This window comes from Bacteroidia bacterium (assembly GCA_033391075.1).
Lineage (GTDB): Bacteria > Bacteroidota > Bacteroidia > J057 > J057 > JAWPMV01.
Genome location: JAWPMV010000005.1, coordinates 1 through 16,008, shown reverse-complemented (window position 1 = coordinate 16,008; position 16,008 = coordinate 1). Strand labels below are relative to the sequence as shown.

Annotated in this window: 13 protein-coding genes; 7 read left to right on the top strand and 6 right to left on the bottom strand. The window is 39.8% G+C overall.

Annotated features, from left to right (window positions below; translation table 11 throughout):
- Positions 1-311: 311 nt before the first annotated feature.
- The 6 genes from R8P61_35680 to R8P61_35655 all read right to left on the bottom strand — a co-directional run bounded on the left by R8P61_35680 (position 312) and on the right by R8P61_35655 (position 6,381).
- Positions 312-1,010, bottom strand: coding sequence for an L-ribulose-5-phosphate 4-epimerase (locus tag R8P61_35680; protein ID MDW3652473.1), 699 nt, complete (start codon positions 1,008-1,010; stop codon positions 312-314).
- The gene (locus R8P61_35675; protein ID MDW3652472.1) at positions 1,011-2,666 is read right to left on the bottom strand and encodes a ribulokinase; all 1,656 of its coding nucleotides are present in this window, start codon (positions 2,664-2,666) and stop codon (positions 1,011-1,013) included.
- Positions 2,667-2,755: 89 nt separating this feature from the next.
- On the bottom strand, positions 2,756-3,571 hold the full coding sequence (locus R8P61_35670) for a sugar phosphate isomerase/epimerase (GenBank protein MDW3652471.1): 816 nt from the start codon (positions 3,569-3,571) through the stop codon (positions 2,756-2,758).
- Positions 3,572-3,657: 86 nt separating this feature from the next.
- On the bottom strand, positions 3,658-4,467 hold the full coding sequence (locus R8P61_35665) for an alpha/beta fold hydrolase (protein ID MDW3652470.1): 810 nt from the start codon (positions 4,465-4,467) through the stop codon (positions 3,658-3,660).
- Between the two features lie 21 nt (positions 4,468-4,488).
- Complete coding sequence (locus R8P61_35660; GenBank protein MDW3652469.1) at positions 4,489-5,337, bottom strand: sugar phosphate isomerase/epimerase family protein; 849 nt, start codon at positions 5,335-5,337, stop codon at positions 4,489-4,491.
- A 45-nt stretch (positions 5,338-5,382) separates the two neighbouring features.
- Positions 5,383-6,381, bottom strand: coding sequence for a ThuA domain-containing protein (locus R8P61_35655; GenBank protein MDW3652468.1), 999 nt, complete (start codon positions 6,379-6,381; stop codon positions 5,383-5,385).
- A gap of 566 nt (positions 6,382-6,947) precedes the next feature.
- Between R8P61_35655 and R8P61_35650 the strand changes: the two genes are divergently transcribed.
- The 7 genes from R8P61_35650 to R8P61_35620 form a co-directional block, all read left to right on the top strand.
- Entirely contained in the window at positions 6,948-7,382 is a 435-nt protein-coding gene (locus R8P61_35650; protein MDW3652467.1) for a (4Fe-4S)-binding protein, read from the top strand.
- A 67-nt stretch (positions 7,383-7,449) separates the two neighbouring features.
- Positions 7,450-10,983, top strand: coding sequence for a COR domain-containing protein (locus R8P61_35645; protein MDW3652466.1), 3,534 nt, complete (start codon positions 7,450-7,452; stop codon positions 10,981-10,983).
- 97 nt (positions 10,984-11,080) lie between these two features.
- Entirely contained in the window at positions 11,081-11,608 is a 528-nt protein-coding gene (locus R8P61_35640; GenBank protein ID MDW3652465.1) for a hypothetical protein, read from the top strand.
- A 733-nt stretch (positions 11,609-12,341) separates the two neighbouring features.
- A complete protein-coding gene (locus R8P61_35635; protein ID MDW3652464.1) occupies positions 12,342-12,818 on the top strand; it encodes a DUF1569 domain-containing protein in 477 nt (158 codons plus the stop codon).
- A gap of 141 nt (positions 12,819-12,959) precedes the next feature.
- Positions 12,960-14,123 (top strand): homogentisate 1,2-dioxygenase, encoded by a 1,164-nt coding sequence (locus R8P61_35630; protein MDW3652463.1) that lies wholly within the window; start codon positions 12,960-12,962, stop codon positions 14,121-14,123.
- Positions 14,124-14,173: 50 nt separating this feature from the next.
- Entirely contained in the window at positions 14,174-15,409 is a 1,236-nt protein-coding gene (gene fahA, locus R8P61_35625) for a fumarylacetoacetase (protein MDW3652462.1), read from the top strand.
- Between the two features lie 6 nt (positions 15,410-15,415).
- On the top strand, positions 15,416-16,008 hold a 593-nt coding region (locus R8P61_35620), incomplete at its 3' end, for a flavin reductase family protein (GenBank protein MDW3652461.1).

The window sequence follows — 16,008 nt, the reverse complement described above, 5'->3', positions numbered from 1 at the left end:
AGTGTCTTTCAATAAGACCTAATTACTCAAGCCTGCTGATAAGCTCAAACTGCTCGATTTGCTTGTATGTTTGTCTGGGAAATGTGTAATAGTACCTTGCAGTAAAGATAGAAATTATTCCTAAAATCTCCTCCCATTTCAGAAATAGTACGAAAGCTCGATTATTTTTTGAATATTAATTTAACTTAAAAAATTACAAAAAACAGTGCTAGCATACTCATATGAAGGCATTTAGCCTAAGGCACCTTTGTAAGAGCGATTTCACAGAAATCCGATCTTTGCGTAAAAGGTCTGAAATTTAGTTTCTTCCTTTATTGACCATAGTAGGCATCTTTTCCATGTTTCCGTTGCCAGTGTTTGTCGATTAGCGAATCCTTGAGGCGAGGAGCCTGGGGATTGATCTGCAATGCTAAATAAGCCATTCTGGCAATTTCCTCCAGGGTAGCACTATTGTAGACTGCTTTTTGGGCATTTTTCCCCCAGGTAAAAGGAGCGTGATTGGAAATTAGAACCATTTCTACCTCACGGTAATCCAGGCCTTTATCCTTAAAGGCATTGAGGATTTGAAATCCGGTTTGGTATTCATAATCTCCCTTTATCATATCATCACTCATCACGGGCGCACAGGGAATATCATTTGTTAAGTGATCTGCATGCGTGGTACCCATAATGGGAATATCTCTTTGTGCCTGGGACCATGCAGTAGCATAGGTAGAATGGGTATGGGACACAGAGCCAATCTCTTCCCAATGTTTGTACAAGACGGCATGGGTTTTTGTGTCAGAAGAAGGCCGTAATTGCCCTTCCACTACATTCGCATCAAAATCCACAATAACCATTTCTTCCGGGTCCAATTCTTTGTATGGTACACCGCTGGGTTTAATGGCAAAGACCCCCTTCTCCCGATCAGCCACACTTACATTTCCGAAGGTAAAGAGGACCAAATCCAGTTCGGGCAAGCGCATATTGGCTTCGTAGGCTTCTTGTTTTATCTTCTGATAATCAGACATTTATTTCAATTTTTCCACCAATGCCCCAGCTTTCATATAAGAGGCGTAAAGCTTATCGTATAAGGCTACATGCTCAGCAATCGGCTCATAAGAATTTTCAAATCCTTGTCCCATAGCTGATTGAGCTTCCTGTAAATTGGGGAAAATGCCTGCAGCAACTGCGGCAAACATACCGGCCCCGAGGGCACAGGTTTGCTCTGATCTTGCAATTTTAATGGGCATATTCAGAACATCTGCCAGGGTTTGCATTACGAATGGAGATTTCTTGGCTACGCCTCCTAGTCCAATCACCTCTTTGATCGGTACACCTTCTCTGCCAAATCTTTCCACAATTGCTCTTGCCCCAAAACAGGTTGCTTCAACCAAAGCGCGAAAAACCCTGGGGGCATCAGAACCCAGGTTGAGGTTGAAAATGGCTCCTTTCAGTGACTGATCTGCATCGGGTGTCCGTCTTCCGTTCATCCAGTCAAGTGCCAATTCACTACTTTCCTGAGGGGAGATTTGTTCCGCTGCTTTACTGAGAGCTGGGATAATATTATCCTTCATTTTGGCAGCGACCTCCGCACGATTTGGAAGATCAGTAGGCAGCAATTCATCTATCGGCCAGGAAATGAGGTTTTTAAACCAGGCATAAACATCTCCAAAGGCAGATTGCCCAGCTTCCATTCCTAACATACCCGGTAAAACAGAGCCATCTACCTGTCCGCAAATCCCTTTTACCAAATAATCTCCCATTTCTTCCATTGGGGCCACCAGAATATCGCAGGTCGATGTCCCCATGATCCGAGAAAAAGAATAAGGTTTTATTTCTCCTCCAACAGCTCCCATATGTGCATCAAAGGCTCCAACTCCTACGACTACATCTGTGCTCAAGCCCAATCTTTCTGCCCATTCAGCGGTCAAGTTCCCTGCTGAGAGCTCGGAGGTTTGGGTTTCCGCAAACAATCTTTCCCTCAATCCTGCCAATAAGGGATCCAAAGATGCCCAGAATTCCTCAGGAGGTAATCCCTCAAACTCTTCATGCCACATGGCTTTATGACCTGCTGCACATCGGCTTCTTTTCATTTCCCGTACATCCTTTCCTCCTGTCAGCAAAAAGGGAATCCAATCACAATGTTCCACCCAGGAATGCGCATGCTTTTGCATGGCTTCTGAAACGCGTAAAGTTCGCAGGATTTTGGCCCAAAACCATTCTGAGGAATATATTCCCCCTACGTATTTCAGGTAATTTGTTGGGAATTTTTCAGCATGTCTATTGATTTCTTCGGCCTCTTTGATGGCTGTGTGATCTTTCCAGAGAATAAACATCGCATGAGGATCCTCTGAAAATTCTGACAACATGGCCAGGGGAGTTCCACTTGCATCTACTGCAACAGGTGTAGAACCCGTTGTGTCTACAGAAATCCCCTTTACAGCTTTGGCCAGACCTGCTCTTTCGCCCTCAAATAATCCCTTTATACTTTCTTCCAGACCTTCAATATAGTCGAGTGGATGTTGGCGAAACTGATTATTGGGTGCATCACAGTACATTCCCTTCGACCATCGAGGATAATAAAAGACTTTTGAAGCCAGTTCGGCTCCATTTTCAGTATCTATCAAGACGGAACGCACGGAATCTGATCCGTAATCCAGGCCTATGACGAGAGAGTTGTTCATTTTTAAAAGTGTTGTCGTTTTATAGTGTTATCGTACGGTAGTAATCAGGTATCTTAACTACAACACCATAACACTAAAACACATATTTTTTATTTCAACATCGGCGCAAGCACCTCTTTAATATAAATCCCATCCCTGGCTGTAACTCCATCCGGGTCGGTGATGCACTCATCACATTCATCTTCCATGATGATCCAGCCTTCATAGCCCGTATCGACCAGCTCTTTGGTTACGCTTGCAAAATTTATGGCTCCTTTACCGGTTTCTGCCCAACGACCATCTGTATACATATCTTTATAATGCATAAGATTGATCTGGGAGCGATATTTTTTAACGATTTCGAGGGGATCCATTCCTCCTTTGGCGATATGGCCTACATCCGGACAGTATCCACAAGCTTCCGGGTCCAGACCTTCCAGGAGGATTTCATAATCTTCGGCTATCCTGAATACTGATCCTCCTGGAGAGTTAGGGTGATTGGAACAAGTAATGCCTTTCTCGCTTGCTCTGCGACAAAAATCATTGACACAGGCAATCATATTGTTTTGGCGCTCGCGCAGATTGCTACGATCTGCTTGAGGCATTTGAACAGTCAGCAGGATGGTATCAGGAAAATGCTGCAAGAAGTCTATCCACTTATCAGCTCGCGCCCGTTCTTCCGGACTTTCTTTCGGCCCCAACCAATCCTCTACCACACATAAAACAGACAGATCAAGTCCATACGTATCCAGAGCCTCTTTCATCAGGATCGGATCTTCCAGATGCTGCATAAAGCTGGTCTCTGGCTCAATCCCGGTGAAGCCCGCCTGAGAAACTACCTCCATAATGTGCTCAAGCCTTCCTTTATATTGTTCGCCTGGCATTTGCCATGTATAGGTCTCGCAGGCGAGTTTGATGTTACTCATCGTTGGTGTTAGTGTGTTTGTGTGTTAGCATGCGAGGGTTATAAGAGAACTCTAATACCCTAACACCCACGAACGCTAACACATTTTTAATTATCAATTAAAAAATCCCTCGTTACTCGATTAAATCTTTCCAAATCCTCCCAGTGATGTACATGCCCACCCGTAGGAAAAGTTTCCATAACTGAACCGGCAATCTTTTCATGCAAAATGTCAGAGAAAGGCGGAGGGGTAAAAATGTCCATACTCCCAATCGTGACCAGGGTCGGTACCTTGATCTGATGAAGTCGAGAAACGCTATCATGATTCATACAGGCATGGAGCTGTCCTTCAAAGCCGTCCTGACTTTGGGGATTTTCATTGGCGGCTGCTCCAGCCTGGCCTTCCTTAAGATCAGACATATTATCTTCATAATAAGGAGGAGCGAAAATCCATAATTGCAAAAGCTCCATGAAATCATCCGCTTTGGAAGTTCTGCGGAGTTTGATCAGGTTTTGATAAACCGTTTTGGCGTAATTGTTAAACACTGGCCAGGTACTGATCAAGACTAGACAACTCACCTTATCTGGATGATTGAGGGCAAGTTCCTGCGCAATGGCCCCTCCCATGGAGATTCCAGCAACTTTGGCTTTTGCTATCCCCAGATGATCCATCACCGCAGCCGTATCATCTGCCATCATAGCTGTCGAATAAGGCCCTTTAGGTTGGGCCGAAAGACCTACTCCCCGATTATCAAGGATAATGCACCGAAAGTGTTTTTCGTATTCGGCCGCATGGAGTTCCCAGACATTTCCATCTGCTCCAAAGCCCATCAGCAAAACAAGGGGTTCACCTTCTCCCCTTTCCTGGTAGTAGATTTGGCTGCCGTTTGAGTCGACATATCCGTTTTTCGTATTCATAGTTCAATTTTGAGGAATGTACTAGGCGTATTTGGCCCACATAGCTTTGATGAAATCATAGCCCCCTTTGTAAATGGCTTCCATAGAATCCGCATAATTTCTCCAGACATTGATATTGGAGGCGAATTCGGGTTTGTTTCGACTAAAGGCTTCTATCGTTAGCCAGCCATCATATCCGATTTCCTGTAATCCGGAGAAGGTATCTTCCCAGGCAACCTGACCACTACCGGGCGTTCCACGATCATTTTCAGAGATATGAACATGTCCAATCAAGTCTGCATAAGTAGCGATGGCCTCGGCATGACTTTTTTCTTCTATATGAGCATGATGGGTGTCAAAGATCATCTTCATATTGGGATGATCGACTTCCCGGATCATGACAGAGATATCGGCCAGGGTATTATAGAGATAGCATTCGAAACGATTGAGGGCTTCAGGTGTCAGGATAACTCCTGTACCCTCGGCATATTCGGCGGCCTTGCGCATGACCTCTGTACTCCACTTCCGTTCATCTTCTCTAGGAGGCTCCCCGGAAAAGTAGGCAAATGCAGAATGATAAGGTCCACAAATCACTTCTACTCCTAATTCAGCTCCCATATCTATCCTCCATTTCATCTGATCTACAGCTTTCTCCCTCACTTTAGGATCAGAACTAGCCGGATTTCCATCCTCAAAAATTGAGGTGACAGCAGTACAGCCCAATCCCAATTCTTTGATCCGCTTTCCCAGCTTGGTATAATTCTCTTTCCCTTCATCTCCGATGGGAACTTCTACCCCATCAAATCCTGTTTCTTTTATCTTATCTAAAATGGGATAAAGGTCTTCATTGATATCTGTTGTCCACAACAACAGGTTCATTCCTATTTTCATTCTTATTGGGTGATTTTATTACTAAGGTGAATAAAGGGAATTCCTTTATTTAAATGCTCTTGTACTTGTTTGTTCTGCAGTCGGGAAATCATCCGGGATGGCCTGACTCACCTTGCCAGTAGCCGCCCACTCAGTGCCTCTATTAAAAGTACTGATAAAGCCTACACATTCAAAAGAATAGTCGGCATGCCCCATGGGTGTATGAAATATTCTCCCCTCACCATATTCCAGAACCATCAGCATGGGTTCATGTCTTCCCGTTCCTTTATTTTCCTCTGAGGAAAATGCAGTCGCTATTACCGTCATATTTTCAGCAGGTCCTCGCAATCTGTCATATAATTCATCCTGGCTATGCAGCCATTGTGCAGGCATCCCTTTTGTGATGGGATGTTCGCTATCCCGTATGGTGATGGTAAATTCATGCTGAGGACCATGTGCTCCTCCCCTTCCGGGACTTTCATCCCGAACTACTTCGCCATTTTCATTAAAGTAGATATAAGGACCATCCTTTTCCGTTCTTCCTCCCCAACCACCAAGACCAATCATCTTATTATAAGCTTCCCAATTAGGAAAGGAATTATTTGCTGCATGGACCACAACTAGTCCACCTCCTTTAGATATATAATCCTCCAGGGCTTTCTGGGTTTGCTCTGGCCAATCTGCTGCATTCCAGCCAAAATTGGAAATGACGACATCATAAGAAGAAAAATCAGGTTTGAAATTAGGATCAGACTTTGGCTCATCCAGTAATTCCGTAGGCTGATCTGCCAGAGCATAATCTTTGAGCTTATCTTTTCCTTTCCAGGCAAAAGCTGTTCGATCTATATCCACCTCAAAAAGTCCACTGGCTTCGAGATAGCTTTTCATCATGATAGATGTCTTTGGCCAATGATCATGGTTATTCTGGCCATCTATGATCAGGGCTTTAAGTGGCGGTGATTCAACAGAATTTTTGTCCTCTGCACCACTTGTGGATTTACAGGAAATTAGGAATCCAATAAGACAAGCGAGGCCTGCCAATTGTAGTAGTATTTTATATTTCATGTCAGGTTAAATTTGTAGTAGCTTAATAACCCGTAGTATAGCATCTAAATTCCTCTTAATATTAGAGAGCAATCTCCTGAAAAACAAATTGGCCCATTTTCATTATTTGGGAAAAATCCTTTTCCACATTACACTTTTTATCCCTTGCAGAACTAATTCATGAATCCTATTCTAAGGGGGTAATCAAGTAATACTTTAAGCCATTTTATTGAGCAAACACTTTAAACAAAAAGACCTAATTAACTGTCTTAAAGGGACTTATATATCAAGTCAAATTTAACACACAAAATAGGTTGGAAAGGGAAAAGGCTGCTGCCCTCAGGGTATGGAGCCTTTTTTCTTTTTGGGAAATGTATTCAGCCGGGATTCGGACTTCCTACTTCAAAACACATATGTACAACTGAAAAGGATAAGAGTAGTACATAAATCTCCTTAAAGGATTTCCTGAAATCATCTGCTATTCTACTTCTTCAGCTAAAGAGCAAATCTTTTATCCCTTATGGACAGGATGAAGTATGAATAAAATCGGTAGAAATTTGTAGTTTAAGAAAAAGCAGGAAATCAATATGAGCGAGAAGAAAATTGTCAAACATTATAGCAATGGCGAGATAACTGTTGTCTGGCAGCCAGCTATGTGTATTCACTCTGAAAAGTGTTTCCACGGACTTCCCCGTGTCTTTAATCCTAAACAAAGGCCCTGGGTCAATGTTGAAGCCAGTGATTCTGAAACCATTGTAAAGCAAGTACAGACATGCCCATCCGGAGCTCTTTCTTATTTCTCAAATGCGGAAGGAGAACAGCAGGCAAAGGCTTCTGCCGATCCTGTGTCTATCCAGGTAGCACCCAATGGTCCGCTGATCCTTAAAGGAAGTTGCATAGTTATAGATGTTGAAGGAATTGAGGTAGCTAAGGAAAATATGACAGCCTTTTGCAGATGTGGGGCATCAAATAATAAACCCTATTGCGACGGTTCTCACAAAAAGATTGATTTTCAAGGATGATTTAAATTTAAAATAACCTGAATTCAGAAATATTAAAAAGAAGTTAGAAAACACTAAGCAATGCTATATGCCTGAAATGAATTCTACGTTTATTGATCAAAGAATCCAAAAATGTATCTCTGAAAAATCTAAGTCTCTAGACCTAAGAAATTTGGAACTGAAAGAGATTCCATTTGAAATATTCAAATTGAATTGGCTTGAAGAACTTCTAGTTGGGAATACTAGAAATTCAATTTATGATACAGAATTCAATACCTATTATCAAATAAGAGAATTCTATAATAGACGAAATCAGATACTAGAGTTACCTCCAGAGATTACGCGGTTGGGCAATTTAAGGCACCTTGATATAAGTGAGAACAAAATCACTAAAATACCAAATTATATTGTCGATTTGAAGAAGCTGGAGTCCTTTAATTTATCGAAAAACAACTTAATATCAGGATTTTCTTTTCTTAAAAAACTACCGAATCTAAAATCAATAAATTTGGAAGGCTGTGGTTTAGATGAAATTCCAGATTCCATATTTAGTTGCTCTAATTTACAAACACTTAATGTATCAACTAATAATCTTAAAGTTATCCCCAACTCTTTGAAAAAGTTAGAACTTCTCAAAGAATTGGATTTGTCACATAATTCAATTGACTACATACCTGAATCTATCCTTCTTAATAAATCTTTAGAAGATTTAATCTTAGGATCTAACAATTTAAAAGAGCTTCCAACTTTCTTAAGTAATCTTATTGACCTTAAGAGATTATCGGTATGGAGTAATCGTATCCTATCAATCCCCTCAGAATTTGAGCAATTACAAAACCTAAAAATTTTAAATATAGGTGGAAATAAAATTGGAGAAATACCTCCGGTAATCGAGAATCTTAATCAAATAAATGAAATATATTTCTGGGGCAATGAGGTTGAAATAATTCCAGACTTTATAGGACGATTAACACAACTTGAATATATAAATGGGCAACAAAATAAAATCAGCTCAATTCCTAGATTTTTCTCAAGTCTAAGCAAATTAAGAGTTCTATATATGTCCTCTAACCCTTTAAAAGAAATTCCAACCTATCTCAAAGATTTAGAGTTAGAGCATTTAATATTAGCCAAAACAAGACTAAAAGAATTTCCTAAAGTAATTAGAAATTTAAAAAAATTGGAGGGATTTGATGTCTCAGGAAATAACTTAACAAGCTTAGATGAAGGTCTTGGAAATATAAGGAGTTTAAAAATCTTAATTGCTTCAGGGAATAAATTACAAAAAATACCAAAATCTGTCGGGAATTTAACCAACCTTGAAATAATTGATTTATCTAATAACCAATTAAAACATTTGCCGTCTTCACTTAAAGATTTAGCTTCAATTGAAATAATATCCCTGCGAGGAAATAATTTTGGCTTACCTGAAGAAATATTTAATTTTTCTCCTAAACGACAAATCGATCATATTTTATCAGTTCAAGATGCTCTGAAACTTGGAAAAGCGAAACCATTACACGAAGCAAAATTAATATTTATAGGCTCAGGTGAAGTTGGTAAAACCTCGATTATTAAACGTTTACTTGGAAAGCCTTTTAATAAAGAGGAGTCTATGACTGAGGGAATAAATATTTACCCTTGGGCAATTAATCGAGATTTAACAAATATTAAACTTAATATTTGGGATTTCGGAGGACAAGAAATTATGCATGCTACACATAGATTTTTTATGACGAAGAGGTCAATCTACGTGCTAGTCGTTACCTCCAGAATGGACGACAAATACGGTGATACAGAATTAGATTACTGGCTTAGAATAATACACTCTTATGCAGGCGCTAAAATCCCAATAATTATTTGTCTGAATAAGTGCGATGCACATAAAATGGATATTGGTAAAGGAAGTTTAATGGATAAATATCCCAATATAGTCGAAATTATCGAAACCTCGGCTAGAAATGAAATTGGAATAGATTCCCTGAAAACTCAAGTTATTAATGCGTTAAAGCAGAAAAACATGCAGCACGTTGACGATATAATGTTAGAAGGCGACTTAAAAATTAAAGGAGAACTTGAGCTAAAAAACAAAGACTATATGTCTTATCCAGAATATGAAAAATTATGTAAAAACCTGTATCCAGAAATGGAATCTTACCAGAAAGAAAGACTAATAAAATTATTGCATGATCTTGGAGTAATGTTAAACTTCAGAGATGACATCCGCCAATCCTTAGCTGAAACTCAGGTTTTAAATCCAGAGTGGGTCACAAAAGGTGTATACAAAATAATTACCTCAAGATATCTGAATAAACGAAAAGGTATATTAACATTAAAGGAAGCTGGAAAATTACTAAAATCGGAATCATATCCCTCTATAAAAGAATGGAGATTTATTATGGAAATGATGGAGAGATTCCAATTGAGCTTCCGATTACCTCAACTAGAAGGGAAATTTTTTATTCCAGGAGCTTTTCCGCTTGATAGACCTAAGTCGATAAAATGGGAGCACTCTAATGCTCCTATGCTCAAATTCCAATATCAATACAACATAATGCCAGATGTTATTATTTCTCGTTTTATATCAAATATCCATGACTTAATTTTAGAACAAAACTTTTGGCGTTCGGGAGTAATTATATCTGAGGAAAACTGTAAGGCACTTATTATAGCTGACCCAGGAGAAAAAACAATAAATATTGAAGTTGTTGGGATTGGGAATAAAAGAGGCTTGTTATCCATTATTAGAAGATATCTAAAAAATATTCATGAGACTCTCTCTGGGATTAAAGTAGAAGAATATATTCCTTTAGATATTGAAAGTAAAATCTTATACAACTATAATGACTTACTGGTAATGGAACAAGAAGGTATAGATAGTTTTTTTAGCCCTGGACTGAGAAAATCTTTTTCAGTCGCTACCCTACTAGATGGCTACGAATCAAAATCTACCAGAAGTGAAAATAGAGAACAGGAGATAAAAGAAAATCGATTGAAAAAAACACAACAAGATTTAGTACCATTATATGAACCAGTAACTTCAGATGATAAGAAAATCAAGATATTGTTTTTAGCATCAAGACCAACCGATACAGGTAGACAACGATTAGGACAGGAACAACGGGAAATATTAGAGAGTATAAAAAGATCCAAAAATAGAGACACATTTTCCTTTAGGACTAGGACTATTTTAAATCGCAGAGATTTAAGTAGAGCAATTTTAGAAGAAACTCCTAGAATAATTCATTTTACAAGTTCTGGAGATAGTGAATCAGGAATACACATAGAAACAAAAAATAAGAGGTTAGAGAAATTAAAGCCCAAAGAGTTAGATGGTCTATTCGAATTATTCTCTGATACAGTTGAATGCGTAATCTTAAATGCTTGTTATACCGAAAATCAGGCTAAGCACATAGCAAATCATGTTCCATACGTTATTGGGATTAGAGAAACCATTGAGGATAGCCAAGCAATAGAGTTTGCAACAAGTTTTTATGATGCTTTATGTAATGGTAAAGCAATTCCGTTTGCCTTCGAATTTGCAAAAAGAAGCTTGAATTTTAGCAAAAAAAATAAATCATCTTTGCAGATCTTAATCAGTAATGATAGGTCAAAAAGATAATTATGCCAACTATTGGATCTCGCAACAATTATTACATAGGTTATATTCCAACTGCATAACGTTCCCATTTCATGAATCAGCTGTCTAGCTTGCTTTTATGAAACGCGAACCCGTATTATCCTTCTTGCTAGGCATGAGCATATTGCTTACCGGCTTTTCTTTGCATAGATCGCAGAACAGGATTGATGCTATGGAAAGCGAAATTCAACAAATCAAATCTCTGAAAAGTGAAAATCAGGATAAAAAAATCCTGAGGCATTCTATGCAAGAGTTACAGCGCTATAGCACCAAGCTCTGGATTGCAGGAGAAAGTAATAACTGGAATAAGGCAGATCTATACTACACAGAGTTAAAAGCTTTATTGCATGATTTGGAAAGCTTTCAGTTAACGGTGGGAGATCAAGACTTAACTCCTCGTTTCCAACGGACTTCAAGTAAAACTTTAGCTAATATCGAATTCAGTATCCGGGATAAAGACCAGGAAAAATTTCGCAGCCATTATGCTAAGCTCATCCGTAGTTGTGATACTTGTCATGATTCCGGGAAAAATTCATTCAGTAAGTGGAAAGGAAACGCTAGCTGGAAGGCGGAAGAGAGTCAGGCAATCAGTTTGGTTCTGCCCTAATCATGGGCCCCTACCCTGATTGACTCGCACAAAGAAATCCTTCCTAAATAAAGCACATAGCCTCCCTGAAATTCTCGCATTTAACATCCCCAGCAGCTATAGGCTGCTTATCAGTGAGTTAATCTTCTGATACTTGAAATAAAGAGTGCTTTTTGGCCTAAAAGTATTGACGAGTAATTCAGGGCATCTCTTTCTATTATAGATATATTAAGGGTATGGGGGCAAAATATCTTTATTCTATAGCATTTCAGGCCTATTTTCTTTCCCAGGCGGCATTGAGTAAGTATGGAAATACCTCTTTCTATAAATCCCTATATATCAATACATTATACAAAAGCACTTAAAGTTGACCTATCCGCCCCTCAATAGATCAGCAATGAATTTCATGCACCATTGAGATGAAAAGGATACAAAAGGGGTCATTTTGGGATGAAATGTTTCGCAGTAAGTGATCTATTTAAATCAGTCATACATGCTTTACATTTATTGATATTTCAAATAAGTGTCATATTGTTTTAGTTCGCTATTCGCAAATAGCGAACCATTTTAGCTTATTTTTCTACACTTTCTAACCTCATTTGACCTGTATTTCGCAGAGTAAATTCAGAATCTTGTACTCTTTACTATATCTATCCTACAATTTTAATAAGGATTTATAACCGTTCACAGTTAAAAACTTACACACCATGAACTTCCTATTGTCTAGCAACGATTTTTAAGAGAAATTTCCAGCATGCTAACACAACTCCAAGATAAGGTACAGTTAGTGTTGAACGAGATCAGTGACGATTCCTCCAGAAAATGGGGGGTGATGGGACCACAACACATGGTCGAGCACCTCGCTTCCGTTTTTGAATTCTCTACAGGCAAATTTGGTGTTCCTTTTAGTGGGGACGAAGAAAAAGCCGCTAAAGGAAAAGCACATTTTTTCAGCACTGCTTACCCCTTTCCAAGACGTGTACCCTTGCAGAGCCAGGACCCACCCAGTCCACCAGAATTGAAATCGGAAAACATGGAAGCTGCCAAAGTCATGATGAAGCAATCCGTGCAGGAATTTATGGATCACTATCAGGGACATCCTGAGCAGGAAAATCCCCACCCCTTCATGAACACCTTCACCTATCCAGAATGGCTGGAATTTCATGTTAAGCATTTGGATCATCACCTCATGCAATTTTCCGTCATAGCTGAACCCGAAGAGGTAGTTTAATTACCCATACGAAAAGAATTCCCGTAGCATGATTTTGTATTGTGCTACGGATTTTTTATTTCAGAAAGTCTTCTTACTATTTGATCATCGTATCAATTGTTAGTATTTTTACTAACGCTCATTCGTATAAAGATTTTTCATATGCCTATCTACCATAAACTCGGAAAATTACCTCCCAAAAGACATACCCAGTTTGAAAAACCTGAAGGAGGCCTCTATTACGAACAACTCTTTGGTACCATTGGATTTGATGGCATGTCTTCCCTACTCTATCATGTCCAAAGACCTACCATGGTAAAGCATATAGGGGAATCCATAGATCTCACGCCAAAAATTGCGGTCGGAAAAAATATGATGGCCCGCAAGCTTGTCAGTTTCAATGTTCCCCCCAAAGATGATTACCTGGAAAGCAGGGTCCCTTTATTGGTCAATAGTGATATCCATATTGGAGTTGCAGCCCCAAAAAAATCTCTCAGAGAGTATTTCTATAAGAATGCTGATGCCGATGAACTGCTCTTTATTCACAAAGGAAGTGGAACTTTACGCAGCCTCGTAGGTAATATTCGTTTTGAATATGGAGATTATCTGGTCATACCCCGCGGCATGATCTATCAGATTGATTTTGATACAGAGGAAAATCGTATCCTTTATTCAGAGTCTTTCCATCCTATCTATACTCCTAAAAGGTATCGAAACTGGTTTGGACAAATGTTGGAGCATTCTCCATTTTGCGAAAGAGATTACAAACTACCGGAAGAATTAGAGACTTATGATGAATCGGGTGAATTCCTGATGAAGATAAAAAAGCAGGGACATTTGCATGAATTGGTTTATGCATCACATCCTTTTGATGTCATTGGCTGGGATGGCTATAACTTCCCCTATGGCTTTTCGATCCATAATTTTGAGCCCATTACCGGGCGTGTTCATCAGCCCCCACCCGTTCACCAGACTTTTGAGACCAAAGCTTTTGTGGTTTGTTCTTTCTGCCCAAGATTGTATGATTATCATCCCAAAGCTATTCCGGCTCCTTATAATCACTCAAATATTGATTCGGATGAAATGCTCTACTATGTAGATGGAGATTTCATGAGCAGAAACAATATCGACCAGGGCTACATTACTTTACATCCCGGAGGAATTCCCCACGGACCGCATCCTGGTGCATATGAAAGAAGTATCGGACAAAAAGAAACCGAAGAACTGGCTGTTATGATCGATACCTTCAGGCCGCTTCAAATCACAGAAAATGCCTTGAATATTGATGATGGAATTTATTATCAATCCTGGCTTGATCATAGCTAAGCCAATACAGTATATTTGTCAATCTCACTAACAATATCCATATGAAAGAACTGCAATCCTGGCTGGAAATCGCGCCAGATTCAGATTTTAGTATATACAATCTTCCTTTTGGCATTTTTTCAAAAGGGAAAAAAAGTGCCCGCGTCGGTATAGCAATAGGTGATCATGTCATCGATATGTATAAGCTGGCCAAAAGTGGCGTTTTTGCTGATATCATCGTTGATCCCAAAGTTTTCAGAAGGAAATACCTCAATAGTTTCATCCGCTTGGGGAAATCTATCACAGGCGATGTACGAGAAAGGGTGCAAAACTGGTTATGTGATGCAGATTCTCCTATTCACAAGGATCAAAATGGCCTGCTCTATCATATGTCATCCGTAAAAATGCATCTGCCGGTAAAAGTGGGAGATTATACGGATTTCTATTCGAGTATTGAGCATGCCACCAATCTTGGTAAAATGTGGCGCGACCCCGAAAATGCCCTTTTACCCAATTGGCGACACCTTCCCGTAGGTTATCATGGCCGTGCTTCTTCCATTATTCTGGATGGAAGTCCGATTCATCGTCCCAAAGGTCAGGTAAAACCTGTCGATAGCGATCCGGTGTATCAAGCTTGCGCGCGTCTGGATTTCGAATTGGAGATGGCTTTTATTATCGGAAAGAATAGCAAGCTGGGTAAAAACATTTCGACCAAAAAGGCCGAGGATTACATTTTTGGAATGGTTCTCTTCAATGATTGGTCGGCCAGAGATATACAAAAATGGGAATATGTCCCACTTGGACCCTTTCTGGGAAAGAATTTTGCCTCAAGCATATCTCCCTGGGTCGTAACCCTCGAAGCTTTGGCTCCTTTTAGAGTAGCAGGTCCCAAACAGGAACCTGAGGTACTGTCCTATCTGCAATATGAGGGAGATCGTAATATTGATATCAATCTCCAAGTAAGCCTGACACCTGAAAACGGAGAGGAAAATATCATCTCTAATTCCAATTATAAGTATATGTATTGGAATAAAGCTCAACAGCTCGCCCACCATACAGTCAATGGCTGTAATGTGAAAGTTGGAGATATGATGGCCTCTGGAACGATTTCCGGCAAGGACGAACATTCCTATGGATCTATGCTGGAAATTTCATCTGGAGGAAAAAACCCACTCACACTTTCTGATGGAAGTAGCAGGTCCTTTATTCAGGATGGAGATACCGTCACCTTAAAAGGATATGCAAAAAAAGAAGGCATACGGGTGGGATTCGGCTCTGTTAGTGGCAAAGTTTTACCTGCAAAGTAAATATCTATGTCAAAATACCTGAGTCTCGACCCTATGGAAATGCCTGTTCCACAAAGGCATGGCTATTTATTGGCTGCTGTAGCACCAAGACCAATAGCCTTTGTGAGTTCAGTAGATAAGGAAGGAACGGTAAATCTAAGTCCCTTCAGCTTTTTCAATGTATTTAGCTCAAATCCGCCGATCATGATCTTTTCTCCGGCCAGAAGTGGAAGAGATGGATCAGAAAAACATACGCATCAAAATGTAAAAGAAGTCGCGGAAGTAGTGATCAATATTGTCAACTATCCTATGGTAGAACAAATGTCACTCGCGAGTACAGCTTATGATAAAGGAGTAAATGAATTTGTAAAAGCAGGTTTTACGGAAATCGCTTCTGATGTAGTAAAACCTCCCCGGGTAGCCGAAGCACCTGCGGCCTTTGAGTGTAAAGTAGAACAAGTAATTGAACTAGGGAATGAAGGCAGCTCAGGTAATCTGGTGATTTGCAGAGTTTTACGCATGCATTATCAGGAAAAGTATCTGGACGAAAATCGGAAAGTAGATACTGAAAAAATTGATCTGGTAGGGAGAATGGGGGGAGCCTGGTATAGCCGAGCAAA

What these genes read in the sequence shown, in the direction of transcription:
- R8P61_35680 (MDW3652473.1), bottom strand. Translation starts at nt 1,010, where the DNA reads ATGTCTGATTATCAGAAGATAAAACAAGAAGCCTACGAAGCCAATATG.
- R8P61_35675 (MDW3652472.1), bottom strand. Translation starts at nt 2,666, where the DNA reads ATGAACAACTCTCTCGTCATAGGCCTGGATTACGGATCAGATTCCGTG.
- R8P61_35670 (MDW3652471.1), bottom strand. Translation starts at nt 3,571, where the DNA reads ATGAGTAACATCAAACTCGCCTGCGAGACCTATACATGGCAAATGCCA.
- R8P61_35665 (MDW3652470.1), bottom strand. Translation starts at nt 4,467, where the DNA reads ATGAATACGAAAAACGGATATGTCGACTCAAACGGCAGCCAAATCTAC.
- R8P61_35660 (MDW3652469.1), bottom strand. Translation starts at nt 5,337, where the DNA reads ATGAAAATAGGAATGAACCTGTTGTTGTGGACAACAGATATCAATGAA.
- R8P61_35655 (MDW3652468.1), bottom strand. Translation starts at nt 6,381, where the DNA reads ATGAAATATAAAATACTACTACAATTGGCAGGCCTCGCTTGTCTTATT.
- R8P61_35650 (MDW3652467.1), top strand. Translation starts at nt 6,948, where the DNA reads ATGAGCGAGAAGAAAATTGTCAAACATTATAGCAATGGCGAGATAACT.
- R8P61_35645 (MDW3652466.1), top strand. Translation starts at nt 7,450, where the DNA reads ATGCCTGAAATGAATTCTACGTTTATTGATCAAAGAATCCAAAAATGT.
- R8P61_35640 (MDW3652465.1), top strand. Translation starts at nt 11,081, where the DNA reads ATGAAACGCGAACCCGTATTATCCTTCTTGCTAGGCATGAGCATATTG.
- R8P61_35635 (MDW3652464.1), top strand. Translation starts at nt 12,342, where the DNA reads ATGCTAACACAACTCCAAGATAAGGTACAGTTAGTGTTGAACGAGATC.
- R8P61_35630 (MDW3652463.1), top strand. Translation starts at nt 12,960, where the DNA reads ATGCCTATCTACCATAAACTCGGAAAATTACCTCCCAAAAGACATACC.